The sequence below is a fragment of the Mesorhizobium sp. M7A.F.Ca.US.005.03.1.1 genome (assembly GCF_003997975.1).
In the GTDB taxonomy this organism is placed as follows: Bacteria; Pseudomonadota; Alphaproteobacteria; order Rhizobiales; family Rhizobiaceae; genus Mesorhizobium; species Mesorhizobium ciceri.
Genome location: NZ_RZRO01000018.1, coordinates 1 through 24761 on the forward strand (window position 1 = coordinate 1; position 24761 = coordinate 24761).

At 63.2% G+C, this 24761-nt stretch carries 21 protein-coding genes and 1 pseudogene; 7 read left to right on the plus strand and 15 right to left on the minus strand.

What is annotated here, in order from left to right; genetic code table 11:
- The 3 genes and pseudogenes from EN990_RS10780 to EN990_RS10790 form a co-directional block, all read left to right on the plus strand.
- Positions 1-353 (plus strand): annotated as a pseudogene (locus EN990_RS10780) (ABC transporter permease); the annotation flags it as partial.
- Positions 354-355: 2 nt separating this feature from the next.
- Positions 356-1390 (plus strand): Gfo/Idh/MocA family oxidoreductase, encoded by a 1035-nt coding sequence (locus EN990_RS10785; RefSeq protein ID WP_127369348.1) that lies wholly within the window; start codon positions 356-358, stop codon positions 1388-1390.
- Positions 1387-3225: a hypothetical protein gene (locus EN990_RS10790; protein ID WP_127369349.1), complete on the plus strand. Its 1839-nt coding sequence runs from the start codon at positions 1387-1389 to the stop codon at positions 3223-3225. The genes EN990_RS10785 and EN990_RS10790 overlap by 4 nt, the downstream gene beginning before the upstream one ends.
- A gap of 2 nt (positions 3226-3227) precedes the next feature.
- Here EN990_RS10790 and EN990_RS10795 read toward each other — a convergent pair whose 3' ends face one another.
- A complete protein-coding gene (locus tag EN990_RS10795) occupies positions 3228-3941 on the minus strand; it encodes a transcriptional regulator NanR (protein ID WP_127369350.1) in 714 nt (237 codons plus the stop codon).
- A 174-nt stretch (positions 3942-4115) separates the two neighbouring features.
- Here EN990_RS10795 and oiaX point away from each other — a divergent pair, with 174 nt between their 5' ends.
- From oiaX to dhaL, 4 genes are all read left to right on the plus strand, one after another.
- Positions 4116-5366: a 3-oxo-isoapionate-4-phosphate decarboxylase OiaX gene (gene oiaX, locus EN990_RS10800; protein ID WP_127369351.1), complete on the plus strand. Its 1251-nt coding sequence runs from the start codon at positions 4116-4118 to the stop codon at positions 5364-5366.
- Between the two features lie 4 nt (positions 5367-5370).
- Positions 5371-6705: a four-carbon acid sugar kinase family protein gene (locus tag EN990_RS10805; RefSeq protein WP_127388297.1), complete on the plus strand. Its 1335-nt coding sequence runs from the start codon at positions 5371-5373 to the stop codon at positions 6703-6705.
- A 130-nt stretch (positions 6706-6835) separates the two neighbouring features.
- Positions 6836-7843 carry a dihydroxyacetone kinase subunit DhaK gene (locus tag EN990_RS10810; RefSeq protein WP_127370306.1) on the plus strand — a complete coding sequence of 336 codons (1008 nt, stop codon included), beginning with the start codon at positions 6836-6838 and terminating at the stop codon, positions 7841-7843.
- A gap of 27 nt (positions 7844-7870) precedes the next feature.
- On the plus strand, positions 7871-8512 hold the full coding sequence (gene dhaL, locus EN990_RS10815) for a dihydroxyacetone kinase subunit DhaL (protein WP_127370307.1): 642 nt from the start codon (positions 7871-7873) through the stop codon (positions 8510-8512).
- A 24-nt stretch (positions 8513-8536) separates the two neighbouring features.
- On the opposite strand, the gene EN990_RS10820 is transcribed toward dhaL, so the two are convergent.
- From EN990_RS10820 to EN990_RS10885, 14 genes are all read right to left on the minus strand, one after another.
- Positions 8537-8974: an RpiB/LacA/LacB family sugar-phosphate isomerase gene (locus EN990_RS10820; RefSeq protein ID WP_024502451.1), complete on the minus strand. Its 438-nt coding sequence runs from the start codon at positions 8972-8974 to the stop codon at positions 8537-8539.
- Between the two features lie 95 nt (positions 8975-9069).
- Positions 9070-9837 (minus strand): triose-phosphate isomerase, encoded by a 768-nt coding sequence (locus tag EN990_RS10825; protein ID WP_127384520.1) that lies wholly within the window; start codon positions 9835-9837, stop codon positions 9070-9072.
- Positions 9838-9894: 57 nt separating this feature from the next.
- Complete coding sequence (locus tag EN990_RS10830; RefSeq protein WP_013533069.1) at positions 9895-10833, minus strand: TIM barrel protein; 939 nt, start codon at positions 10831-10833, stop codon at positions 9895-9897.
- Positions 10833-12350: a glycerol-3-phosphate dehydrogenase gene (locus EN990_RS10835; RefSeq protein ID WP_127370030.1), complete on the minus strand. Its 1518-nt coding sequence runs from the start codon at positions 12348-12350 to the stop codon at positions 10833-10835. Before EN990_RS10835 ends, EN990_RS10830 begins: the two co-directional genes overlap by 1 nt.
- Entirely contained in the window at positions 12347-13906 is a 1560-nt protein-coding gene (locus EN990_RS10840) for an FGGY-family carbohydrate kinase (protein ID WP_127384521.1), read from the minus strand. Before EN990_RS10840 ends, EN990_RS10835 begins: the two co-directional genes overlap by 4 nt.
- A gap of 96 nt (positions 13907-14002) precedes the next feature.
- Positions 14003-14950 carry a D-ribose ABC transporter substrate-binding protein gene (locus EN990_RS10845; RefSeq protein ID WP_023756738.1) on the minus strand — a complete coding sequence of 316 codons (948 nt, stop codon included), beginning with the start codon at positions 14948-14950 and terminating at the stop codon, positions 14003-14005.
- Positions 14951-14982: 32 nt separating this feature from the next.
- Positions 14983-16113, minus strand: coding sequence for an ABC transporter permease (locus EN990_RS10850; RefSeq protein ID WP_013533073.1), 1131 nt, complete (start codon positions 16111-16113; stop codon positions 14983-14985).
- A 26-nt stretch (positions 16114-16139) separates the two neighbouring features.
- Positions 16140-17681: a sugar ABC transporter ATP-binding protein gene (locus EN990_RS10855; RefSeq protein ID WP_013533074.1), complete on the minus strand. Its 1542-nt coding sequence runs from the start codon at positions 17679-17681 to the stop codon at positions 16140-16142.
- Entirely contained in the window at positions 17678-18334 is a 657-nt protein-coding gene (locus EN990_RS10860; RefSeq protein ID WP_127368561.1) for a DUF2291 domain-containing protein, read from the minus strand. Before EN990_RS10860 ends, EN990_RS10855 begins: the two co-directional genes overlap by 4 nt.
- A 33-nt stretch (positions 18335-18367) precedes the next feature.
- Positions 18368-19378: a sugar-binding transcriptional regulator gene (locus EN990_RS10865; RefSeq protein ID WP_024502444.1), complete on the minus strand. Its 1011-nt coding sequence runs from the start codon at positions 19376-19378 to the stop codon at positions 18368-18370.
- Positions 19379-19801: 423 nt separating this feature from the next.
- Positions 19802-21460, minus strand: a complete 1659-nt coding sequence (locus EN990_RS10870; protein WP_164753430.1) for a glycerol-3-phosphate dehydrogenase/oxidase — start codon at positions 21458-21460, stop codon at positions 19802-19804.
- Positions 21461-21510: 50 nt separating this feature from the next.
- Positions 21511-22287 carry a DeoR/GlpR family DNA-binding transcription regulator gene (locus EN990_RS10875; protein ID WP_127368559.1) on the minus strand — a complete coding sequence of 259 codons (777 nt, stop codon included), beginning with the start codon at positions 22285-22287 and terminating at the stop codon, positions 21511-21513.
- Positions 22284-23819 (minus strand): FGGY-family carbohydrate kinase, encoded by a 1536-nt coding sequence (locus tag EN990_RS10880; RefSeq protein WP_127368558.1) that lies wholly within the window; start codon positions 23817-23819, stop codon positions 22284-22286. The genes EN990_RS10875 and EN990_RS10880 overlap by 4 nt, the downstream gene beginning before the upstream one ends.
- 360 nt (positions 23820-24179) lie before the next feature.
- Positions 24180-24728: a flavin reductase family protein gene (locus EN990_RS10885; RefSeq protein WP_127368557.1), complete on the minus strand. Its 549-nt coding sequence runs from the start codon at positions 24726-24728 to the stop codon at positions 24180-24182.
- Positions 24729-24761: the final 33 nt, after the last annotated feature.

Sequence of the window (24761 nt, forward strand, 5' to 3'; positions counted from 1 at the left end):
AGATGTTCGTCTATATGTTCTCCGGTTTCTGCGCGGCGATCGTCGGCCTGATCATCTCGTCCGAGCTGATGGCCTCGCATCCGGCGACGGGCGAAAGCTTCGAGCTCAACGCCATTGCGGCGGCGGTGCTTGGCGGCACTTCGATGTCGGGCGGCCGCGGTACGATCGGCGGCACCATCGTCGGCGCCTTCGTCATCGGCATCCTTTCGGACGGGTTGGTGATGATGGGCGTGAGTTCGTTCTGGCAGATGGTGATCAAGGGCCTCGTCATCATCGTCGCCGTCGTCGTCGACCAGGCACAGCGCCGGCTTCAGCAACGTGTCACCTTGATGCAGATGGCAAAGGCAGGCTGAGCATGGCGGAACTGCGGGGAGCGCTGATCGGCTGCGGCTTCTTTGCCGTCAACCAGATGCATGCCTGGCGCGACATAGCGGGCGCCTCGATCATCGCCATCTGCGACCGTGACCCGGAACGGTTGCGGATCGTCGGTGGCCAGTTCGGCATTGCGAAGCGCTATACCGATGCGGCGGACCTTTTTGCCGGCGAAAGCCTGGATTTCGTCGACATCGCCACCACCGCGCCCAGCCATCGTCCGCTTGTCGAAATGGCGGCCGCCCACCGCGTACCGGTGGTCTGCCAGAAGCCGTTCGCGCCGACGCTTGCCGAGGCAAAGGCGATGGTCAAGGCATGCGCGGAAGCCGGCGTTCCGCTGATGGTGCATGAGAATTTTCGCTGGCAGTCACCTATCCAGGCGGTGCAGACCGTGCTCGATAGCGGCGAGATCGGCACACCCTTCTTCGGGCGTATCTCCTTCCGCTCGGCCTATGACGTGTTTTCCGGTCAGCCCTATCTGGCGACGGGAAAGCGCTTCATCATCGAGGACCTCGGTATCCATATCCTCGATATCGCCCGTTTCCTGCTCGGCGACGTCTCGACCATCACGACACGAATCGCCCGCATCAATCCCGCCATTGCGGGCGAGGATGTGGCGACCATGCTGATGGACCACAAGAGCGGCGCAACCTCCGTGGTCGACTGCAGCTACGCGACCAAGCTCGCCACCGAGCCGTTTCCCGAAACGCTGATCGAGATCGATGGCAGCGACGGCACGATCCGGCTGGCGCAGGGATACCGGCTGACCGTCACCGGCAAGAGCGGCACGGCCGTCACCGACGTCTCGCCGCCGCTGCTGGCCTGGGCGTCGCGGCCCTGGCACAACATCCAGGAAAGCGTCGTCGCCATCCAGCAGCACTGGGTAGACTGCCTGGCAAAGGGCGTACAACCGGCGACCTCGGGCGCGGACAATCTCAAGACGTTCGCGCTGGTCGAGGCCGCCTATGCTGGGGCCGCGAGCCGGCAACCGGTGCAACTCGACGCCTCGGTGAAATGACCGCCGATACCTTCCTCCTTTACGGCACGCGCGTGGTCGAGGCCGAGCCGGTCAGGCTCAGCGCAGGCGCGCTCAGCGCCGACTTCGTCAACGGCAATCTGCGCACCATTCGGCATGGCGGCACCGAAGTGCTACGCGCCATCGCCTATATCGTGCGTGACCGCGACTGGGGCACCTATGAGCCAAATTTGATGGACCTGGTGATCGAGCAGGGTGCCGACGCTTTTTCGGTCAGCTATTCGGCAAGCTGCCTGGCCCCCGATGGAAACCGGCTCGGCTTCCGCGCCACCATCAAAGGCTCTGCCGACGGCCGTCTGGTCTTCGACGTCAGCGCCCTTCCCGAAAACGATTTCGAAACCAACCGCTGCGGCTTCTGTATCCTGCACCCGATCGCCGACCTCGCCGGTAGCCCGGTCATGGTCGAGCACACAGACGGCAGCGTGGTGGCGACGAAACTTCCCCAGCTGATCGACCCCTGGCAGCCTTTCAAGGATATCCGCGCCATCTCCCATCAGATTCGGCCTGGTGTCACCGCTGAGTGCCGGATGGAAGGCGATACTTTCGAAATGGAGGACCAGCGCAACTGGTCGGACGCCTCCTACAAGACCTATGTGCGGCCGCTGGTGCTGCCGTGGCCGTATGTGCTGCCTGCCGGCCAGCCCCTGCGCCAGACGATCAGCCTGCGCATCGCAGGTGAAGGCAAAGCGCCGGCTGCCGCAGTGGCCAGCGAACCGGTCAGAGTCGAACTCGGCGAGGCGGGAGCAAGGCTGCCCGATGTCGGCGTGATCATCTATCCCGAGGATGTCGAGACGGCGCTGGCGAACCTCTCCACGCTGGCGGCACTCGGCCCACAACAGCTGCTGTTTCACTACGATCCGACGCGCGGCCACGGCCTCGATGCCTTGCGCGCTTTCGCCCGGCTCGCAACTGCCTACGCAGCCGAAACAACCCTCGAATGCATAGTTGCCTGCGCTGGCGATCTTGACGCCGAGCTGTCCGGCGTCGCCGACCTGGTTCGCCGGGCCGGGCTGAAACTCTCGGCCATTGCCGTGTCGCCGTCGGTCGATCGGCAGTCGACGCCGCCGGGCAGCGCGTGGCCGGAATGCCCGCCGCTCGACGACGTTTATGCGGCAGCGCGGCGGGCATTCCCCGGTATCCGCCTCGGCGGCGGCATGTTCAGCTATTTCACCGAACTCAACCGCAAGCGCGTGCCGGCAGACCAGCTCGATTTCGTCACCCACTGCACTTGCCCGATCGTGCATGCCGCCGACGATCTCAGCGTCATGCAGTCACTGGAGGCGCTGCCTTTCATCACCCAATCGGCACGGGCAATCTTCGGGGCAAAACCCTACCGGATCGGACCATCGACGATTGCCATGCGGCAGAACCCTTATGGCGGAGCGACCAAACCCAATCCCGGGGGACAGCGCATTGCCATGGCCGACAGCGATCCGCGCCATGCCGGCCAGTTCGCGGCGGCTTGGACGGTCGGCTATGCCGCGCGCGTCGCAGCCGCTGGGCTGGAACAGCTCACGCTCTCCAGCTTCACCGGACCGTTCGGCGTGCTGGCGTCATCCGGAGAACCCGTCGCGGAAGGATCGCCCCGGCCGCTCTTCAGAGCCATCAAGGGGCTTTGCGAACTGGCCGGCCTTGCGCATGTGGCGGCAAGGACGAGCGATGAGACCAAGGTGCTGGCGCTGGCTGGACGCTCGGCCTCGGGCGACACTGTCGTGTGGCTGGCGAACCTGACGGCGGACGACGTGCAGGTCGACATTTCAGCTTTTGGCCGAGGCCATCTCGTGATGACGCCTTACGAGATCGTCCGGATCGACTGACGTTATTTTTCGGAGTTCATCACGTAGAGCGCGCGCGAGCGTTCTAGATGCTTGATCATCGCCTTCTCGGCGCCGTCCGCATCCTTCAGTTCAATGCGGCCTATGATCTCTTCGTGCTCGGTGAGCGTGAACTTTTCCTTGCCGGTCCAGATCAGCATTTCGGTGTGGTATTCCTTCAGCCAGCCGAGCATCGCCTCGCTGACGGCGACATAGATCGGGTTGCCGGAGATCGCGGCGATCTGTGTATGGAACTTCATGTCGGCGGAGATGAAGGCTTCGGAATCGCCGCGAAAGCCGCGCTGTTCGGCAACGGTGGCCCGCAGCCGCAGCACATCCTCGGCGGTGGCCTTTTCGGCGGCTTCCCTGACCATACCGCGCTCGAAGAAGATGCGCGCGGTCTTTAGGTGCTCCAGCGTGTCTTTCGATGACGACAGGATGATCTTGGCGGCGCCGTCGACCTGCTTGATGATCGACTTGGCGGTGAGTTGCAGCACCTTGGCGCGTTCGCCATGCGAGATCGCAACCAGCCCCATATTGCTCAGCGCCTGCATCGCCTCGCGGATCGCGGGGCGGCCGACCTCGAAGCGCTCCATCAGCTCGCGCTCCGAGGGCATGTCGTCGCCTGGCATCAGCTCGCCGCTGGTGATCAGGCGCTTCAGCCGCAAGAAGACCTCATCGGAAAGCTTGCGCCGGACAATCGGTTCCGAACGGTTCATCGCCGCGAATCACTCCCTTGACCCGGCCCTATCTAACACTGCCGCCACAATTCCCGGAATTGCCGTCTGTCGATCCCGCTGCCGGATATGACTTGCAATACTTATGTACTCATTATACCAGATTTGAAACACCAGTGAACCTTTTTCGAACGCCTCGGCTTGAGACAGCGGACCATGATCACCCTCACCTACCGCATCGAAACGCCTGGAAGCATCGAAGCGCTGGCGGCCAAGATCGCCAGCGATCAGTCCACCGGCACCTTCGTAGCGCTGCCCGGCGAGACCGAGGAACTGAAGGCCCGGGTGGCGGCGCGTGTGCTGGCGATTCGGCCTCTGCCCGATGCCGAGGGGCCGTCGCTTCCCAATGACGGTAAGGGGCCGTTCAGGCGCGCCGATGTCAACATCGCCTTTCCGTTCGATGCCATCGGCACCGACCTTTCGGCGCTGATGACGATTGCCATCGGCGGCACCTATTCGATCAAGGGCCTTACCGGGATTCGCGTCGTCGACATGAAATTGCCGGAGGAGTATCGCGGGGCACATCCCGGCCCACAGTTCGGTGTCGCCGGCAGCCGCCGGCTGACCAATGTGACTGACCGCCCGATCATCGGCACGATCGTCAAGCCGGCGCTGGGATTGCGGCCGCACGAGACGGCGGCAATGGTGGCGGAACTGATCGCCGCCGGCGTCGACTTCATCAAGGATGACGAGAAGCTGATGAGCCCGGCCTATTCGCCCCTGTCGGAACGGGTGAAGGCAATCATGCCGCTGATCCTCGATCACGAGCAGAAGACCGGGAAGAAGGTGATGTATGCCTTCGGCATTTCGCACGCCGATCCGGACGAGATGATGCGCAACCACGATCTGGTGGCGAAGGCCGGCGGCAATTGTGCTGTTATCAACATCAATTCGATCGGCTTTGGCGGCATGGCATTCCTGAGAAAACGCTCCGGCCTGGTGCTGCATGCTCATCGCAACGGCTGGGACATCCTCACCCGTCACCCCGGCCTCGGCATGGACTTCAAGGTCTGGCAGCAATTCTGGCGACTGCTCGGCGTCGACCAGTTCCAGATCAACGGCATCGCCTCGAAATACTGGGAGCCGGATGACTCTTTCGTCGAATCCTTCAAGGCGGTGACGACGCCGATCTTTTCGCCTGGGGACTGCGCATTACCGGTGGCAGGTTCCGGCCAGTGGGGCGGTCAGGCGCCCGAGACATATGCACGAACCGGCCGGACCGTGGATCTTCTCTATCTCTGCGGCGGCGGCATCGTCAGCCATCCGGACGGACCGGGCGCCGGCGTACGTGCCGTGCAGCAAGCCTGGCAAGCGGCGGTCGACGGCATTCCGCTGGCCGACTTCGCCTTGAACCATCCCGAACTGGCGCGGTCGATCGAAAAATTCGGCGACGGCAAGGCAGCCTGAGACGATGCAGGACCTGCTTCTCAGCTATTATGGCGACGACCTGACCGGCTCGACCGATGTCATGGAGGCGCTCGAGCTCGGTGGCGTGCCGACCGTGCTGTTCATGCGCCAGCCGGACGCGGCCCTGCTGTCCCGGTTTGGCCATTGCCGGGCGATAGGGCTGGCCGGCACCAGCCGCAGTGAGACGCCGCAATGGATGGACACGCATCTGCGCGATGCCTTCGCCTGGCTGAAGACGCTTAACGCCGAGATTTGCCACTACAAGGTCTGCTCGACCTTCGATTCCAGCCCGACGATCGGCAGCATCGGCCGAGCCATCGAGGTCGGCCGCTCGGTGTTCGCGCAGGATAGCGTGCCGCTGCTGGTCGGCGCGCCGCAGCTCAAGCGCTATACCGCTTTCGGCCATCTGTTCGCGGCCTATCGCGACCAATATTTCCGCATTGATCGCCACCCGGTGATGAGCCGTCACCCGACGACGCCAATGGATGAGTCCGATCTGCTGATCCATCTGTCGCGGCAGACGGCGCTGAGCTCCGGGCTGATCGATCTTGCGACGTTGCAGTCCGCGTCGCGGTCGGCGGCGTTCGATCGCCTGACCGGAAACGGCACCGCTATCGTGCTTGTCGATATCGACAATCTGGAAACGCAGGCTCTGGCCGGCAAGGAGATCTGGCGCGTTCGCGAGCCCGGCGGCTCTTTTGTCGTCGGCTCATCCGGGATCGAGTATGCATTGCTGGCCGAATGGGCGTCGAATGGCATCGTCAGCGCCGGACATGGCTTCACGCTACCGGGCGCAGCCGAGCGGATAGCCGTCGTGTCGGGCAGTTGCTCGCCGACCACCGAACGGCAGATCCGGCATGCCCTGACCGACGGTTTCGACGGCATCGAGGTCGATCCCGTCGATCTGGTTTCGGAGGCCTCACAGCAGGTGATCGCGCGCGTAACGGCAAGCGGCCGTGCCAGTCTGCAAGCCGGGCGCAGCGTCATCCTCTACACCGCGCTTGGCCCCACTGCCGACAGGGGCGCCGAAATCGACCGGGAGGAAGGCGCCCGCCACAGGCTTGGCCGCGGCCTCGGAGAAATCCTTCGCAACCTGACGGTGGAACAGAGCCTGCGTCGCGTGGTCATTGCAGGCGGCGACACGTCGAGCCACGCACTCGGCGAGATGGGTGTCGATGCCCTGACAATTCGCATGCCGCTGCCCGCTTCGCCGGGTTCCCCGCTTTGCGTTGCCCACTCGCGCGTCAAGGCGATCGACGGACTGGAGGTCGCGCTCAAGGGCGGCCAGGTCGGGACCGATCGCTATTTCTCAGCCATCCGCGACGGCCTCGGCGGTTGAAACAGCCAGCGCCTGCGTCCAGGTGCTGGCCGGTGGGAACATCTCAACGCGCGAAATACGCCTTGCCGGGTGGAAATCCCGGTAACACCCGGTATTATCTGCGAAAATGCCGAAGTCGGGAGGATGCCGGGTGCAGACCAAGAAGATCATCAACGATGGCAACCGCGCCGTCGACGAGATGCTGGAAGGCATCCTGGCAGCGCATCCCCGCCATCTCAAAAGCGTGGAGGGTAGCCCACGCTCCATCGTCGCCCGCGACGGGCCGCGCCAGGGCAAGGTGGGCCTCGTCATTGGCGGCGGCTCGGGCCATGAGCCAAGCTTTCTCGGCTTCGTCGGCAAGGGATTGGCCGACGCGGCGGCCATCGGAAATGTCTTTGCCTCGCCACCGCCGGACCCGATCCTCGAATGCGCCAAGGCGGTCAGCGGCGGCGCCGGCGTGCTGTTCATGTACGGCAATTATGCCGGCGACGTGATGAATTTCGACATGGCGGCCGAGATGGCGGCGATGGACGACATCGAGGTGCGCACGGTGCTGAGCACCGACGACGTTGCCTCGGCACCGCGCGACCAGCGGCACAAGAGGCGCGGTGTCGCCGGCAATTTCTTCATCTTCAAGGCGGCCGGCGCCGCCTGCGACCGGATGTTGTCGTTCGACGAATGCGAGCGCATCGCCGGCAAGGCCAACGACCACACCTTCACCATGGGCGTGGCGCTGTCGCCCTGTTCGCTGCCGCAGACCCGCCGGCCTAATTTCGAGATCGGTCCGGACGAGATGGAGATCGGCATGGGCATCCACGGCGAGCCCGGCATCGCGCGCGAAAAGTTGAAAAAGGCCGACGAGATCACCGACGAGATGCTGGACAGGATCCTCGACGAGATGGCGCCGGCGCGCGGCGACAAGGTCGCGGTGCTCGTCAATTCGCTGGGCTCAACGCCGCTGATGGAACTCTACATCATGAACCGGCGCGTGAAGCAGAGGCTCGATGAGATCGGTGTGTCCATCCACGCAAGCTGGGTCGGCAATTACTGCACCTCGCTCGAAATGGCCGGGGCCTCGATCACGCTGCATCGGCTGGACGGCGAGTTGCAGACGATGCTGGACCACCCCTGCGACTGCGCCATGTTTCGCGCCGGCTAAACCCACTTCTGTGGCAAGGACCAAGACATGACGACAATCGACACCGCCCGCCTTGTCGCGATGTTCGCGGCGATCGCAACCGCCATGTCCGCCGACAGGGACCGACTATGCGCGCTTGACGGGGTTATCGGTGACGCCGACCACGGCATCGCGATGGAGCTTGGATTTTCCGCTGCGCGCGATGCGGTGGCCGGACTGGACACCGCGGCGACCGATCCGACCACCTTGCTGAACACGGCGGCAAAGTCGTTCCTGAATGCGGTCGGCGCCTCCTCCGGTCCGCTCTATGCGACCGCGCTCATGCGCGCCGCGGCAGCCGTCAAGGGCAAGACGGCGCTCGACGACGCGGACGTGGTCGCCCTGTTCCAGGCCATGGCCAAGGGCATTCAGGATCGCGGCAAGGCAGAACCTGGCGAAAAGACGATGATCGATGCATGGGCGCCGGCGGGGCAAGCGGCGGGCGAAGCGCTGGCCTCAGGCAAGGATCTGGCCGCCAGTCTCAAGGCCGCCGCCCAGGCGGCAGAGACAGGCGCGGAAGCGACCAAAGCGATGGTGGCCACCAAGGGCCGGGCATCACGCCTCGGCGAACGTTCGCTTGGCCATATGGATCCGGGCGCTGCGTCCGCCGTCACCGTGATCGAGGCGATGCGGACCGCCTTGACCGACTGATCATCAGCGGACTTGCCGCGTCTTTCAGCGCTTGGCGTCGAGCTTGTCGACGGCCTGCACGTTCGCGGCAGATGGGCCATTCGGATCAAACTCGGAGGCAAGCCATGCGTCGGCGATCGATTTCGCCAGTTCGGGACCGATGACGCGGGCGCCCATGGTGATGATCTGGGCGTTGTTGGACTTGGCGGCGCGCTCCGCGGAATAGGTATCGTGGGTCAACGCGGCGCGAATGCCCGGCACCTTGTTGGCAGAGATGCTGACGCCGATGCCGGTGCCACAAAACAGGATGGCCCGGTCGTAGTTGCCGTCCAGGATTTCGTGGCCGACCGAGGCGGCGATATCGGCGTAGAAGCCGGCCTGGCTCAGGTCGACGACCTGCAACTCCGGCTTGGTGGCGAGATGCTTGGCGATGACATCGAGCAGCGGCTTGCCGGCGCTGTCGGCTCCGAGTGCGATCTTCATGATGATGAACTCCTTTGCTTTTGTCTCTGTCTCTTTGATTTGACGCAATTCCGGACGGAAAACCGCTTCACACTTTCCCGGAATTGCTCGCGCGGTTAGCGCGCGATGGCGGCCGACGCCTTTTTCAGAATGTCGATATAGCCTTCCGCTTGCCACGCCGAGCGGCCGATGAACAGGCCATCAATATGCGGCTGGCCGATAAGTTCGGCCGCGTTGCCGGGGTTGACGCTGCCGCCGTAAAGCACAGGCGTGGCAGCCGGCAGCCGGTCAGCGGCTACCTGCTTGATCAGCGCTTGCTGCTTGTCGGCATAGTCGGCGCTTGCGGGAATGCCCTTCTCCCCGATCGCCCAGACAGGCTCGTAGGCAAAGAGGATTTCCGCCTTCGGTTGATCGCCGCTCAGCTCCTGCAGCGCGCCGAGAACCTGTGCCGTCAGCACCGCCTCGGCGCGGCCTGATTCACGCTCGTCCAGCGTCTCGCCGACGCAGATCAGTGGCACGAAACCGTGCCTGACAGCAGCTGCCGTTTTCAGTCCGACAGTCGCATCCGTCTCGCCGAAATGCTCCCGGCGCTCGCTATGGCCGAGTTCGATTACATCCAGCCCGCAGTCTTTCAACATCACTGGCGAAATCTCTCCCGTCCACGCGCCGGCATCGGCCCAATGCATGTTCTGGGCACCTACCTTCACGCGGGTGTTGGCCAGTGCCGCCTTGACCTGGCGCGCGGCGGTGAACGGCGGAATGACGAAAGGCTGTATCGCCTGATCGAAACCAGGCACGAAGGCGGCCAACGCATCGGCGAACAGCAACGCCTCGGCAAGCGTCTTGTTCATCTTCCAGCTCGTGCCGACCCAATATGGGGCCATTGTTTTTCTCCTTCGATACTCTTGCGGCCGAAGCCGGCTTCCGGGCGACGTATTCGCTCAAGTCCGAGGCTTGAGACTGTCGCGGCCACTGTCGACGTAAGGCGCCCAGAAATCCACCGACTCGCGGATCATCTCGATAACCTGATGGTCGACTGGTTCCCTCTCCCTGAAGGAAAGTTCAAGGCAAATTTCGTTGTCGGTTCCGCCACCCTGCCGAACCGCGTCCAGCAACTTCTGCGGCACTATGCGGCCATCCTTGTTGTAGGCGGCCGTGAACGGCCAATGGCCGCCCTTGTTCATGGAAGACTGCTTGATGTGGATGATCGGAGATTGCAATGGAAACGCTTTCGCCCAGGCGTAGGGATCGGTGTCGGCAGGGTTGGGTGAGGTCACGTCGCCATGGTCGATATCGACCATCATCTTCATCGGTATGGGCAGCTTCGCTGCGTCGATGGCGCCTTGCAGCGTGACGCAGCTTTCGATCGTGTGGCCGAACTCGCGGCCGACCGACATCGGCTCCCAGAACAGGTATGTCAGCCCCGCCGCCCTGGCGTGTTCGGCAACCTCGCGCCAGCATTCGAGCGCGATATCGAGAAGTGCTGCCCGCCGTTGCGGATCGTCAAAGTCCTTGTAGGTGAAGATGGCGAACTGCGTGCCCATGCCTGGCGCGCCGAGTTCGGCGGAAATGTCGGCGAAGGTCTTGAACCAGTCGACATAGTAGCGCCGGACGTCGGCGTCCGGGTGGCCGAAATGGTTGAGCCGGCCATAAGGTCCGGTCATGCCGGAGGTGATCCTGACACCGGTCCGCGAAAGCGCGCTGTTGAACAGGCGCAGGAATTTGGCAATCGTGGCCGCCGGCCAGCCCGGATTGACGAATTCATGCGTCAACTGCACGTCGCGAATGCCGATGCCATAAGCAATCGCGTCGATCAAATCGTCTGGATCGGCGAAGCGATTGACCAGAGGATTGGTGTTGAGGGAAAGCGTGAAGGCCATCAGCCCGCCGTCGCCATGATGTTACCGAACCAATCTTCGAATGCTTTCCGCTCGGCCGCATTGATATGCAGGCCATGCTTTGTGCGGCGTTCCAGTATATCGGCTGATGTGCCAGCCCATTCGGTCTCGACCAGGAACTTTGCCTCCCGTTCATACAGATCGGGACCGAAGCGTCGGCCGAGATCAGCCTCGCTTTGCGCGCCGGCGAGCAATTGCCTGGCGCGGGTGCCGTAGCTTCGAGCGTAGTGCTTCACCAACGACGGGCTGAGCCATGAAAATTCGACATGCAGATCGCTCAGAAACTGCTCGAAGTCCGCATTGGGCAGGTCGCCCCCCGGCAAGGGAATTTTGGCCGTCCAGGCTTTCTTCATCGTCGGAAAGAATGGCTGGATCTTTTCCAGCGCGTGTTCCGACAGCTTGCGGAAGGTGGTGATCTTGCCGCCGAACACCGAAAGCAGCGGTGCGTTGCCGTTGGAGGCGTCGAGTTCGAAAATATAGTCGCGCGTCACCGCGCTTGGATTGTCGGCATTGTCGTCATAGAGCGGACGCACACCGGAGAAGCTGTAGACCACGTCCTGTGGCGTCAGCTGCCGCTTGAAATAGCGATTGACCACCTTGATCAGGTAGTCGACTTCGCTGGCCTCGGCGACCACTTCCTCGGGCCTGCCTTCGTAGGGAATGTCGGTCGTGCCGATCAGCGCCAGATCGTTCTCGTACGGGTTGACGAAGATCACCCGCTTGTCGTTGTTCTGGATGAGATAGGCCTGCCGCCCCTCCCAGAATTTGGGCACGACGATATGGCTGCCTTTTACAAGCCGGACATTGCGCGTCGAATTCTGCCCGGCGACGCGGCTGACAATGTCGTTGACCCAGGGACCTGCTGCGTTGATCAGAGCGCGCGCGCGGACTTTCGTGACGGCGCCCGTGCGGCCATCCTGCATGTCGATCGACCACAGTCCGCCTTCACGGCGCGCCGCGACACAGGCGGTGCGCGTGAGCACTCTGGCGCCTCGCTGCCTTGCATCGAGCGCATTGAGCAGCACCAGGCGCGCATCGTCGACCCAGCAGTCGGAATATTCGAAACCGCGCTTGAATTCGTCCTTGATCGACGCGCCTTCAGGCGAGGTCCTCAGGTTCAGCGTTCTTGTCCCAGGCAGCCGTTTGCGGCCGCCAAGGTGGTCGTAGAGAAACAGCCCGAGCCGGACCAGCCATGCCGGCCTATCCTGCGGGCTGTGCGGTAGAACGAAGCGCATCGGCCAGATGATGTGCGGCGCCGCCTCGAGCAGCACCTCGCGTTCGATCAGCGCTTCGCGAACCAGCCTGAACTCATAATATTCGAGGTAGCGCAGGCCGCCATGCACCAGCTTGCCGGAGCGCGAACTGGTGCCTTGCGCGAGATCGTCTTTTTCGCACAGGATGACGGACAGGCCACGACCTGCAGCATCACGCGCTATGCCGGCTCCATTGACGCCGCCGCCGATCACGAAGAGATCGACGACATCTGTTGTATTGCTCAAGATCTTGCTCCTGTGCGGTGCGCCATGCCCTTCCACACCGGCCGAAGCGCCTGGCGCGCCGCAACGAAGGAAGGGAAGAGCGCATCGTATGTTTGCGAAAGCGCCTCGTCATAGGCATCGCAGTCGCCGAGAAGCGGCGTCACCCATTCGGCGGCGCAGTCTTCCATGGAGCCGTAGACGCCGAGCCCGACCGCGGCCATCATCGCGGCACCCGCCGCGCCGGCTTCCTGGCGGCTGCTGGTGCGCACCTGCGCCCTTGTCGCCGCCGCGACGATGCGACGTAGAGACGGACTGCGCGCTGCGCCGCCCGACAGGCGGATCTCACTCGGCACGGCGCCCATCGCCTGGTAGCAATCGCGAGCGGCGAAGGCCAACCCCTCGAGCACGCCGCGTGCCAGATCGCCAAAGCCATGCTTGACCGAAAGGCCGATGAAGCCGGCGCGTGCGTCAGGGTCGACGAACGGCCCTCTTTCGCCGGCTAGCGATATGTAAGGCTGGTAGATCAGCGATCCCGGCTCCGATGCTTCCATCCAAGCGTCGAGGGCCTTCAGCAACTCGTCATGAGAAGGTTTGCCGCCAGCCGTGGCGAGCACGTCGCGCGCAAGGCCAAGCACCCAGTCTATGTTGAGCGTCGCCGCCATGTTGGATTGCAATTGTGCAAAGGCGCCCGGAATAGGCATGGCGATCGTGTAGCCGGAGCCATCTGCGTTCAGCACGACATCGTCGGGAGTGGCTGCGAAGCGCGTGTGTATGCCGGTCGAGCCGATGACCGTGCAGCCGACATTGCCCGAGGGATCATAGAGGCCGGCTCCGAGCGCCGTCATGACCATGTCGACGTAGCCCAGCACCACCGGCGTGCCTTCGAGCAGGCCGGTCTCCGCCGCCGCCGATCGCGATAGCGGATGATGGTCGGTGGTGCCTTCGAGCATGGGAGGCAACAGGCGGCGATGCGTCGTCAGATCCAGGATGTCGAGGGCTTCGTCGGAATAGGTGCGCGACCGAAAATCGCCGAAGGTGAAGGTTCCCTCGGAGGGATCGGTGGCGCGTTCGCCCGTCATCTTGAAGTAGAGCCAATCCTTGCAATGCAGTGCGGTGGCCGCCCGCTCCAGCATGTCGGGATGATTCTTTTTCATGAAGGCAAGCTGGGCGCCTTGCTGGCAGGAATTCAGCCCCGTGCCGGTCAGTTCGAACCGCCTGCGATCCCGGGGATCGGCGCGCATCTCGTCCACCAAATGTCCGGCGCGGGCATCGAGCCACAGCCAGGCGCGCGAGACAGGCATGCCGTCGCTATCGATCAGCCAGGTTCCGTCGCCTTGCCCGGTGATGGCCACCGCCGCGATTCGTTGCGCGAGGTCGGGAATCTTGGCCGCGAGATCGCGAACGGTCCGCGCCATGTCGCGCCAAGTCTGGTCGAGGTCCTGCTCGGCGCCGCCGCCTTCCAGCGTGACGAAGCTATTGGGCACCGACGTCATGGCGAGCTGCCGCCCGGACAGATCGAAAGCGATCGATTTGATCACCGACGTTCCCGCGTCGATGCCGATCAGCAGGTCTTTCATGCCGCAAATTCCGATTGGTTGCGAAGGCAGTTCACGAGGGCAGTCATTTCGTAGAAGAGGCAGGGGGTGTCCGCAAGGACACCCCCTGTGCAGGTATTACTCAGACAGCACGAAGGGTGCGGTGTACTTGTCGACATTGTCCTTGGTGATGAGAAGGCAATCGAACAGCTGCTTCTCGGTCGCCGCACCGGTGGCACCCGTCTTGATAAACGAGTCCGCCTGCTGCACGGCCTTGGCCGAGAAGATGGCGACCGGCTGAAGCACGGTGTACTGCAGTTCACCGGACTTGATCGCCGCAACCGCGTCCGGGGAGCCGTCGAAGCCACCGACCTTGATGCCGGCGAGCTTGCCAGCTTCCTTCAGCGCCGCAACCGCGCCGAGAGCCATTTCATCATTGCCGCTGATCACGGCGATGATGTCGGGATTGGCTTGCAGCATGCTCTGCATCTTGTCGTGGCCCTGGGTACGATCCCAGTTGGCGACCTGCGAAGCAGCCTTTTCGAGATCCGGGTACTGGCTCAGCACAGTCGCGTAACCGTTCGAGCGCGTGGCGGCATTGTTGTCCGACGGGGCGCCGAGCAGTTCGACATATTTGCCCTTTTCACCGACGGCCTGCACCCACTGCTGGGCACCGAGAGCAGCGCCCTGCGCGTTGTTGGAAACGAGCTGCCCCTTGGCGAGGCCTTCCTGGTTGATCTCGGCATTGACAAGGAACACCGGGATGTTGGCTGCAATCGCCTTCTTCACCGCACCGACAGAGCCGTCGGCGTTGGCCGGATCGAGAATGATCGCCACCGACTTGTTGGTGATGGCGGTGTCGATCAAATTGCTTTCGGTATTGGTATCGCCCTTGTGGGCGCCGACATTGGCCGTATAGCCAAGCTTCTCGGCCTCGGCCTTGGCGACGTTGCCCTCGGTCAGCCAGTAGGGATTGGCCGGATCGTTGACGATGATCGAGATCAGGCCCGCGGCTGACGCGGCGGCCGTGAACCCAACGACCATCGCGGCCGCGAGCAGACTTTTCAGCATGGTTTTCATGTACATTCCTCCAATGATTACGCGGTGTTGCTGCCAGTTCACCTGGCAGTCTTCCCTTGGGCAGGATTGGCCGGTTCGGCCTTCCCCCGTTTCTGAGAAGTCGGTTGGCCACCTGTCGCGCTTGGGAGCTTGCTGCGGCGGCGATACTGAACGGCATTGAGGAGCACGGCGAGCACGATGACCGCGCCGGTGAACACTGTCTGCCAGTAGGATGAGATGCCGATGATCACCAGACCGTCGGACAGGAAGCCGATGACGAAGGCACCGAGCAGGGTTCCGCGGATGTTGCCGCGGCCGCCGGTCAGTGCCGCGCCGCCGATGACGACGGCCGCAATGGCCGTCAGTTCGTAGGTGGTGCCGGCGGTCGGTCCCGCCGATGTAAGCTGCGAGGACAGGATCAGGCCGGCAATGGCGGCGCAGATGCCCGACAGCACATAGACGGAAATCTGCACTGTTTTGACCGGAACGCCGGAGAGTTCGGCCGCGCGTTCATTACCGCCCGAGGCGTAGAGCCAGCGCCCGAAAGCGGTGCGGTTCAGGACGATGCTGCCAATGAGCGCGATGACCACGAGAACCACGACGCCCGTCGGCACGCCGAACAAGCGGTTGAAGCCAAGCGCATCGAAGCCGGTGTTTCCGAGCTCCGGCTTGCCGCCGAGATTGTTGTAGGTCAGGCCGCTGGTCATCAGCAGCGCCAGGCCGCGCGCCATGTACATGACGCCGAGGGTGGCGACGAAAGCTGGAACCTTGAAGCGCGCGATGAGCACGCCGTTGATCAGCCCGACGACGGCGCCCAGCATGCAGGCCAGCACCGCGACCACCCACACCGGCGGATAGAGAACGACGCCCAGCCAGCTCAGCGTCACCCCTTGCATCAGGAAGCCGGCAACGACGCCGGCCAAGCCCAGCGTCGACCCCACCGACAGGTCGATGCCGCCATTGAGGATGACAAGCAGCATGCCGATCGCGAGGATGCCGAAGATGGCGACATGCGAGGCCATGGTCAGGAAATTCGCCACCGAGAGGTAGTAGGGCGACAGGATCGAGAACACGACGATGATGACGATCAGGGCAAAGAAAGCGCGGCCCTCGAGCAGCAGCTTGGCGAGATCGAAGCCTTCGCTCGCGCTTGGACTGGACTGTTTTCTGGCCTGGCTGACATCGGTCATGGTGTGGGCTCCGAAATTCCTGGTGATCAGGCGACCACGGCTTCGCCCGAGGCGGCCATGATCTGCTCTTTGGTGGCATTGGCGCCGAATTCGGCTGAAATCCTGCCGCGGCGCATGACGACGATGCGGTGGGCAATGCTGAGGCATTCGTTGACCTCAGAGGTCGAGAAGACGACGGCAAGGCCCTGCGCAGCGCGTTCGCTCAGCAAGCGGAAGACTTCGGCCTTGGCACCGACATCAATGCCGCGGCTCGGCTCGTCGAGAAGGATAACCTTGGGATTGGTCGTCAGCATCTTGCCGATGACGACCTTCTGCTGATTGCCGCCCGACAGCGATCCGATCATGGCGTTGCCGCCAGCGGTCTTGACGGTCACCTTGCGGATCGAGTCTTCGACCAGCTCTCGCTCTCTGGAACGAGACAGAAACAGGCCCCTGGCGAACGCTTCGATGCTGGCGAGCGAAAGATTACGACCGACGGTCATCGTCTGCACCAGTCCGTCGCGCTGCCGGTCCTCGGGGACCAGCACAAGCCCTCTGGAGATACGCTGGGCAATGCTCAGCCCCGAGACGTCCTCGCCTTCCAGCAGCGCCCGCCCGCCCGCCATCGGCACTCGTCCGGCGACGGCCTCCAGCAATTCCGTGCGCCCGGCACCCATCAGCCCGTAGATGCAGACGATCTCGCCTGCTCGCACGTCCAGCGACAGGTGATCGACGACGGAATAACCTGAGCCCGAAGTGTCGACGACGCTGACATCCTCGATCGATAGGGCGACTTCGCCGAATTCATGGCCGGTCGGCGGCGAGCCGAGATCGAAATTCTCGCCGACCATGTTGCGCACGATCCATTCGAGATCGATATCCCGAGCTTCGGCCGTCGCGGTAATCGCGCCATCGCGCAGGACAACGGCATAGTCGGTGATCTGCAGCGCCTCTTCGAGGTGATGCGATATGTAGACGATGGAGACGCCGCGGCTGGTCAGATCGCGGATCACCTTGAACAGAACTTCCACCTCGGTTGCGCTGAGCGCGGAGGTCGGCTCGTCCATGATGAGGATGCGCGAATCGACCGACAGTGCCCGGGCGATCTCGACGATCTGCTGTTGGCCGAGGCGCAGATCCTCGACCAGGGTCATCGGATCGATGTCCTCTTCGAGATCAGCCATCAGAGCGCGCGCCTGGCGTTGCTCCTCGGCGAAGTCGAGGCCGGTCCTGGTGCGCAGTTCGCGGCCCATGAAGATGTTGTCGCGAACGCTGAGGTTGGGCGCCAGGCTGAGTTCCTGGTGGATGATCGAGATGCCGCGATCGCGCGCGTCCGAGGACGAAGAAAAGCTGACGAGATTGCCGTCGAGCACGATGTCGCCGGATGTCGGCGTGACCACGCCGGAGAGGATCTTCATCAGCGTCGACTTGCCGGCGCCATTCTCTCCGAACAGCGTGGTGACCTTGCCGCGATGGATGTCGAAATTGACGCCCTTGAGCGCATGGACGCCGCCATACGACATGACGATGTTGCGCGCCGAAAGCACGGCGTCGCCAGTCGCGGGTCCGGTGTCGGCAGCCGGTTTCATTTGACGTCCAGCCTCACGGGGGTGACGAGCCAGCTCTTCGGGTTGACCAGCTTGAATGCGCCGACCACCGATATGGTCTTGCCGGTCAAGGTGCTCGTATCGACCTTGGCCAGGACTTCCTTCTTCATCTCATTGTTCAGCGCCGAACCGGCGTCCTGGTACTCAATCTGGTTGGTGAACTGGCCGAATGTGATCTTGCCCGTGGCGTCACGCAGTTCCGTCCCGTTGATCGCCGGTCCCGTCTGCACGCGGATCATCAACGTATCGGGTACGCCGTCGACGGCGACTTTGTAGATGCCAGATTTTCCTTCGCCGACGACGCCGGTGAACTTGACTGAAATGACCGGTCCGACGCCCGCAGGCACACCGTATTCCTTTTCCGCCGTTGCCCTGTCCTTGGCAATCGCCGTCGCCACCGTCACCGCGTCGGCGGCGCGGGCCTCGACATCGGCCTGCACCTTGGGAAATTCCGACTTGCCGTAGTCAACGGCGGAAAACACGGCGCTGCGAACGTCGCCTGCCGACCCTATCCTGACCACCTTGGTATCGAGCGCCATGGCGCCGAGCAGGACGACAACCGCGGCGCCGGCAAGTGCCCGACGCAGGGCGGGCGAGGCAGGCCTGGTCGATGCGGTGGCGGCTTTCGCGCTCATGACGCAACCGCCAGCAAGGCTGATCCGCGCTTGTCACGCATTTGGCGATCCTCCGTTCATATGGCGCTTCGCGCCATTGGGTTTTTTCTGTTCGACAAGGGCACGAGCGGTGGACTCGTCGGTGATCAGGCCGCTGAGATAGCGGCTTTCGAGCACCGCTTTGATGGCGCGTATTTTCACTTTGCCGCCGGCGACGGCGACAATCCGGCGGCCCTTCAACTGGTCCCGCGGGAGTGCCAGGATTCTGTCCGACAGCGCCGTTTCCACTGGGCGTCCCTGGTCGTCGAAGAAGTGGGCGAGCAGCTCGCCGACGCCGCCATCGCGTTTGACCTCATCGATTTCGGAATGTTCGATCATGCCGGTGGCGACCAGCGAAGCTTCCCGCTCGGCGGTCCCTATGCCGACGAACATCAGGTCGGACCGGCTTGCGAGGTCGAAGACATCGCTGATGCCGCGCTGCCCAAGCAGCACCTCACGGTCCTCCGCGGTGTTGGCGACAAAAGGCACCGGCATCACATAGGCCTGCGCGCCGGTCCGCTCGGCCAGCCGATGCATGACGTCGTGCGGGTTGGCCGCGAACTTGCGCGTCACACCGCCAAGCAGCGAGACGAAACGGATATGGGCGGCGGCGGTGCGCGTCAGATACTCGACGCTTGCGGCAAGGGTACGGCCGTGGCCGACGCCGATCAGCATGTCCTCGCCGCGATCGATCTCCCGCTTCAGAAACTGAGCGCCGGCGATGCCAAGCGCCTTCAGCGGCAGCTCGTCCTGATCGAGATCCGGAACGACCTCGCAGTAATCGAGCCCGTAAGCATTGATCAGCTGCTGCTCGAGGTCGATGCATTCGCCGACGTCGCCGTCGATGATCACCCTGACCAGGCCATCCTGAGTGGCCCGCGTGATGAGCCGATGCGCCTTGAGGCTGGTCAGGCCGAGCCGCTTGGCCACCTGGGCCTGCGTCAGACCCCCGGCATAGTGAAGCCAGGCCGCGCGGGTGGCGAGGCTGGACTCATGATCGCGGTTAGCGGTTCCGCCGGATTTCAAGCCATCTCCTCCCTGAGATGATATTATTATCTTTGTGTGCAAAAATTTTCACATCCCTGCATTGCTGTCAATCCCCCGCCGGGTTGGGCGCATGCACATACGGGGAATTCACAGGTCTCGCCCTTCCCGAAACGCCGGTCTGCCGGCATTCGGCGGGCAACATCGACCTATTAGGAGGTGAGCATGTTACTCGATCATACGGTGATGTTAATTTAACGTCAATCTGTGTTATCTCAGGCTTAAGCCGGCAGAATTGCACGGCCGTCGGCTATCCAGGTTTTTTTCTAACTAGCTGTTTTTCAGGGATAATATCTAATATCGGCAAAATCCCAATCCGCCTGTGAGTTGGGCGATTTGCGGATGCGGCGCATCCATGGGCAAACCGACCGGATTGCCTTGTGAAGAGCATCGGTGACGGACTGATCAGCCCAGCCGCATCAGGTTCCGGTCCTCGAGTTCCACAATTGCGGCCTCGACTTCCCTTGCAAGGCGCCCGGCGCTCCAGCCCAGCGCCTGTCCGGCAATCGCCGCGATCGCCTGCAGGTCGCGGCCTGTCAGGGAGCCTGATATCGCCAAGGTGCTGCGGCGCATGACGATGTCGGCCAGATGTTCGACGAACTCGTTGCGGACGATGTAGTCGATTTCCAATTTGCTGTAGCTTTCTGAATCCGGCAGCCGACTCTCATCGCCCGACCCATGCGTGGCGATCTGCGTGGCTCTGGTGCCGTATCGCGACAGCAGCGCATCGAGACGCCGTTCCTCAGCGCCCGTCTTCGAGTGAGCCAGAGCCAGCCAACTTGCTCGCGCTGCGGCATTGGTCGGGAAATCCCTGCCGCCGCCGATCGGCATGGCTTGCGTCGTCACCTTGCGGCTGCGCTGCAGGCGGCCGAGCACGGTTTCGGCGACTTCCTCGGCGAAACCGCGAAAGGTCGTCCACTTGCCGCCGACCAGCGAGATGACCGCGAAAGGTCTGTTCCGATCCGGCTCGGTGACCGGCGCGGAGTGGTCACGGCTGATCAGCCCGGGCAGCGATGCATCGGAGGCCGGCAGCGGCCTGATGCCGCTATAGGCATAGACGATCTGGTCGCGCTCGAACGCCATTCCCGGCAGCAGAGTCCGCACGCTGTCGAGCAGGTACTCGACTTCGTCGGGCTCGCAGCGCACCGCGTCGGGATTGTCGGCCTTGATGTCGGTGGAGCCGACCAGCGCCAGGCCGAGATAATCGTAGATGAGGCAGATGCGGCCGTCATCGGCTTCGAAATAGAGCATGCGCCCGGCCAGGCTTTTGACCAGTTCGTCATGCTTGAGCAGGACGTGCGAGCCCTTGGTGCCGCCGATCATCTTCGACGGCGCGCCAAGCAATTCGTTGACATCGTCGATCCACGGACCGGCGGCGTTGACCACCAGCTTCGGCCGCACCGAAAAGGCCGCGCCGTTTTCCGGCTGGAAGGTCAGTACCCCATCGGCGGACTTGACCAGCGCCGTATAGTTCGCGCTGGCCGAGGCCGCGTTTGCTTGCCGCCCATCGAGGATCAGTTCAAGCACCAGCCTTTCGGGGTGGCTTATCTTGGCGTCGTAGTAGGTGCCGGTGGCGACAATCGAGGGATTGAGCGCCGGCATCCCGCTGAGCGCCTGGCGCCGCCCGACCATGCGGTGGCGCGGCATGACCTGGTTTCGCGAGCCGTAGAAATCATAGATCATCAGGCCGATCTTGATCAGGATGGCGCCGCGGCTGCGCGGTGCGCTGGTCGAGCCGAACAGCGTCCGCAATGCCGCCAACATGCCCTTGCTCCAGGAAAAGATCGGGATGACGGTCGGCAGCGGGCTGACATAGTGCGGCGCATTCTTCAAAAGCAGATTGCGTTCAAGTGTCGACTGTGCGACCAGCCCGAACTCGCCGGTTTCGAGATATTTCAGGCCACCGTGAATGAGCCGCGATGGCGCGGCACTGGTGCCCGAGCCGAAATCCGCCTTGTCGACGATCAGACAGCTGACGCCTTGCGCGCACAGGTCGCGAAATAGCCCTGCCCCGTTAATGCCGGCGCCAAGAATGACGACGTCGACCTCGCCGGTTCCGGCCATGGCGGCCAAACGCCCGGCGGGATTTTCCGTAAATGTTGCTTCGCTTGAGCTCATGACGCTTTCGTCTTGACGATGCGCAGCTTCACGCCGGCCCGTTCGAGAGCTTGCGCCCGCGCATCGCCCAGGCCTTCGGTCGCCAGCACGACATCGAAGCTGGTCAGATCGTCGAAGACATGCAGCGCGATCCTGTCGAACTTGGCATGGTCGATCAGAAGGATACGCTTGGCCGATGCGGCCATCATCGCCTGCTTGACCCGCACGACATTGGGATCCTGGATGAAGGCCGTGGTTCCGGTGATGGCCGAAGCCGAACAGATCAGCACATTGGCGCGCAGCTGCGCCACGGCGTTCTCGCAGACGATACCGATATAGGCGTTGTAGGTGCCGTGGTACTGGCCGCCGAGACAGATGAAGTCGAGTTCGTCGACATTGATCAGCAGTGATGCCGTCGCTACGGAGTTGGTGATGACGGTCAGCGGCTTGACGTCGAGCAGCAGTGCCGCGACGGCGTTTGCCGTCGAGGAATCGTCCAGCATCACCACCTGGCCGGCTTCGACATAATCGAGTGCTGCCCGCGCCAGCGCATCCTTCTCGGCCCGGTTGACCGTCACACGGTAGCGGAAGGCGCTTTCGTAGAGGCCGGAAGGCTGAACCGTCACCGCACCGTGCAGCTTGCGCAGCACGCCCTGCTGCGCCAGCCGGTCGATATGCCGGTGGACGGTCATGCGCGACACGCCGAAATGCTCGACCAGATCGTCGATGCGCACCTGGCCGAGCTTGATCACATAGTCGGCGATCTCTTCGCGTCGTTCGTCGGCCTTGATCATGCGGTTCCCCCAGTGTCTGGCCGGCCCAGCTTCTCGATGTCGGGCCAATGCGGTTCGAGCGCACCGGCTATGCGGCCATAGAGGGAAAAGCGCTCGTTGAACACAGCACTCGAGGCTTGGTCAGGCTCGTATTGGCGCGCCGTCATCCCGACCTGCCTGGCGCCCTGTTGCGGCGTCGCGAAGATGCCAACCGCCGCCCCCGCGCAAAGGGCAGCGCCAAAGGCCGCGGCCTCGTCGGTCGAGGTGACGATGACCGGGGCGTTCAGCACGTCGGCAAACATCTGAACGAAGGCCGGATTGCGCGAACTGCCGCCGGTCAGGCGGATCTCGCTGACGGCAAAGCCGTCGCGCAAGGCTTCCACATGGGTGCGATGATTGAAGGCAATGCCCTCCAGAACCGCCTTGAGTATATCGCCGCGATTATGCCAGCCGTGCAGGCCGACAAAGCCGCCGCTGGCAACATCGCCATAAGGAGAGCCGAACAGATAGGGATGAAACAGGATGGTCGACGGCTTCTTCAGCGCCGTGTCGATCTCTGCTGCCAGAAGCTCGTGGATCGAGCCACCATCGACCGATGCCTTTTCCTGCTCCGAGCGGCAGAACGTGTCGAGAAACCAGTCGTAGTTCGCGGTCGACGCCGGCGAGATCGCCATGTTGTTCCAGCGGCCTGCGTCGATGGCGTTGCGACAGAGCCAACGCGGGTCGACGCGTGGTTGCGAAGAGACGACTTCGTTGATGGAATAGGTTCCGGCGACGATGGCGAGCACGCCCTCCTCATGGCCGCCCATGCCAAGTGCGGAGGCAGTCACGTCATGCAGTCCGCACGCGACCGGTGTTCCCTTGGCAAGGCCGGTCATTTCGGCTGCCTCGGCGGTGACATGGCCGACGATCGCGGCGGAGTGCGCCATCGGCGGCAGCGCGTCGAAAACATCGTCCAATCCGAAGATTCGCAACGCTTCCGGCGCGAAGGCTTGCGTGCGGAAATCCGTGAATGAGGTGCTGGCCTCGGTACGGTCGGTGCCGATCTTGCCGGTCAGGCAAAAGCGCAGCCAGTCCTTGCAGGCCAGTATATGCCCGATACGCCCATAGCGGGCCGGTTCGTGCTCCCTGATCCAGGCGAGCAGCGCCGACGGCGCCGAGACGTGGGGCGCCTGGCCTGTTCGCGCTAGCGCCTCTTCGAAGACCCGGTCCGCCGACCATCGCTCGACAATCTTGCCGGCGCGGCTATCGAGCGACAGGATTCCAGGCCCCAGCGGCCGACGATCCTTGTCGAGCAAATAGAGACCGTCGCCATGCGCGGTTGCCGCCACCGCCCTGATGTCGTCCGCCGGGCGGCCACATAGCGCGATCGCCTCCTTGATTGCGTCGGCGGTCGCTTGCCAGAGGCCGGCCATGTCGCGCTCCACCCAGCGCGCATGGGGCATCGATTGCGGAACCCGCCGACGCGCCACCGACAACTGCGTGCCATCGGCATCGAAGATCACCGCCTTGGTGACCGTGAGACCGTTATCGATTCCGAGCAAACTGGGCATGGGCGCCGCCGTTTTCAGCAACTGGTGAAGGGCGCTGCAAGGCAATCCTGCAGGTTGGGATAAGGATGACGGACATGACGACAATCAACGAGCAACGGTGATACCAAAGCGCCGCATCCGATGCGGCAAACAGACCATAGTAGCCTGTTAAATTAACGTCAACATGTGATATATTTTGTAGAAATGTCTAACGTAAGCTGAGACATGCATCCGATGCGGGACGAAGCTCCGACCAGTGCCCAACTGGCTGGATGGCCCTCAACCCTGCACGGCGGGCCAGGGTGACGGTGCGACTGACGCTCGAACGCGTTTGACTGGCTTAGCGAATTCCGTGCGCAGCGGCCGGACAGCCGGCACCGTTCAAAGAAAACGCGACGACTCAAGAAGTTCAGCCACGCCGTCCAGTTCCTTGTGCAGGCGATGCCAGCGACGGTCGAGGTAGACCAGCGAATGCGCCTCAGGGGGGATCTCGTCCAGCTGCACCTCGCCGTCAAGGAGTTCGGCCGCCACCAGTGTCGCGCCCTCGATCGGCAGGACGCCGAGCCGGCGGGCGCGGAACCAGGTCGAGACGCCGGTATAGCGCGGTTCGCCCGTGGGCAGCCGAGCCCAGGCGCCTCCCGGCGGGAAGCGTTCCGCGCCGCTCGACGCGCAGAGCTGCGCCAGGTCGATATCGGTGTAGCGCAGCAGGTGGATCACCATGGTCTGCGCCCGTAGCAAGGGTTCGGACGAGGTCGATTTCATCGACAGCGAGAAGGCGACGACCGGTGGCGCAGCACTTACAGAGATCAGCGAGGACACGGTCATCGCCACCGGTCTGTCGCCGGGATCGGCCGTGATCACGGCAACACCGGCCGGGTGGTGGCGAAAGGCTTCGCGGAAGGCGTTGGTCATCGGATGCGGGAAGCTCATCGACGTCTCTCTTCTGCAGCATGAAATGGGGCC

Excerpts from the sequence above, each read along its gene's own strand:
- EN990_RS10785 (WP_127369348.1), top strand. The coding sequence starts at position 356 with ATGGCGGAACTGCGGGGAGCGCTGATCGGCTGCGGCTTCTTTGCCGTC.
- EN990_RS10790 (WP_127369349.1), top strand. The coding sequence starts at position 1,387 with ATGACCGCCGATACCTTCCTCCTTTACGGCACGCGCGTGGTCGAGGCC.
- EN990_RS10795 (WP_127369350.1), bottom strand. The coding sequence starts at position 3,941 with ATGAACCGTTCGGAACCGATTGTCCGGCGCAAGCTTTCCGATGAGGTC.
- oiaX (WP_127369351.1), top strand. The coding sequence starts at position 4,116 with ATGATCACCCTCACCTACCGCATCGAAACGCCTGGAAGCATCGAAGCG.
- EN990_RS10805 (WP_127388297.1), top strand. The coding sequence starts at position 5,371 with ATGCAGGACCTGCTTCTCAGCTATTATGGCGACGACCTGACCGGCTCG.
- dhaL (WP_127370307.1), top strand. The coding sequence starts at position 7,871 with ATGACGACAATCGACACCGCCCGCCTTGTCGCGATGTTCGCGGCGATC.
- EN990_RS10820 (WP_024502451.1), bottom strand. The coding sequence starts at position 8,974 with ATGAAGATCGCACTCGGAGCCGACAGCGCCGGCAAGCCGCTGCTCGAT.
- EN990_RS10825 (WP_127384520.1), bottom strand. The coding sequence starts at position 9,837 with ATGGCCCCATATTGGGTCGGCACGAGCTGGAAGATGAACAAGACGCTT.
- EN990_RS10830 (WP_013533069.1), bottom strand. The coding sequence starts at position 10,833 with ATGGCCTTCACGCTTTCCCTCAACACCAATCCTCTGGTCAATCGCTTC.
- EN990_RS10840 (WP_127384521.1), bottom strand. The coding sequence starts at position 13,906 with ATGAAAGACCTGCTGATCGGCATCGACGCGGGAACGTCGGTGATCAAA.
- EN990_RS10845 (WP_023756738.1), bottom strand. The coding sequence starts at position 14,950 with ATGTACATGAAAACCATGCTGAAAAGTCTGCTCGCGGCCGCGATGGTC.
- EN990_RS10850 (WP_013533073.1), bottom strand. The coding sequence starts at position 16,113 with ATGACCGATGTCAGCCAGGCCAGAAAACAGTCCAGTCCAAGCGCGAGC.
- EN990_RS10855 (WP_013533074.1), bottom strand. The coding sequence starts at position 17,681 with ATGAAACCGGCTGCCGACACCGGACCCGCGACTGGCGACGCCGTGCTT.
- EN990_RS10860 (WP_127368561.1), bottom strand. The coding sequence starts at position 18,334 with ATGAGCGCGAAAGCCGCCACCGCATCGACCAGGCCTGCCTCGCCCGCC.
- EN990_RS10870 (WP_164753430.1), bottom strand. The coding sequence starts at position 21,460 with ATGGCCGGAACCGGCGAGGTCGACGTCGTCATTCTTGGCGCCGGCATT.
- EN990_RS10875 (WP_127368559.1), bottom strand. The coding sequence starts at position 22,287 with ATGATCAAGGCCGACGAACGACGCGAAGAGATCGCCGACTATGTGATC.
- EN990_RS10880 (WP_127368558.1), bottom strand. The coding sequence starts at position 23,819 with ATGCCCAGTTTGCTCGGAATCGATAACGGTCTCACGGTCACCAAGGCG.
- EN990_RS10885 (WP_127368557.1), bottom strand. The coding sequence starts at position 24,728 with ATGAGCTTCCCGCATCCGATGACCAACGCCTTCCGCGAAGCCTTTCGC.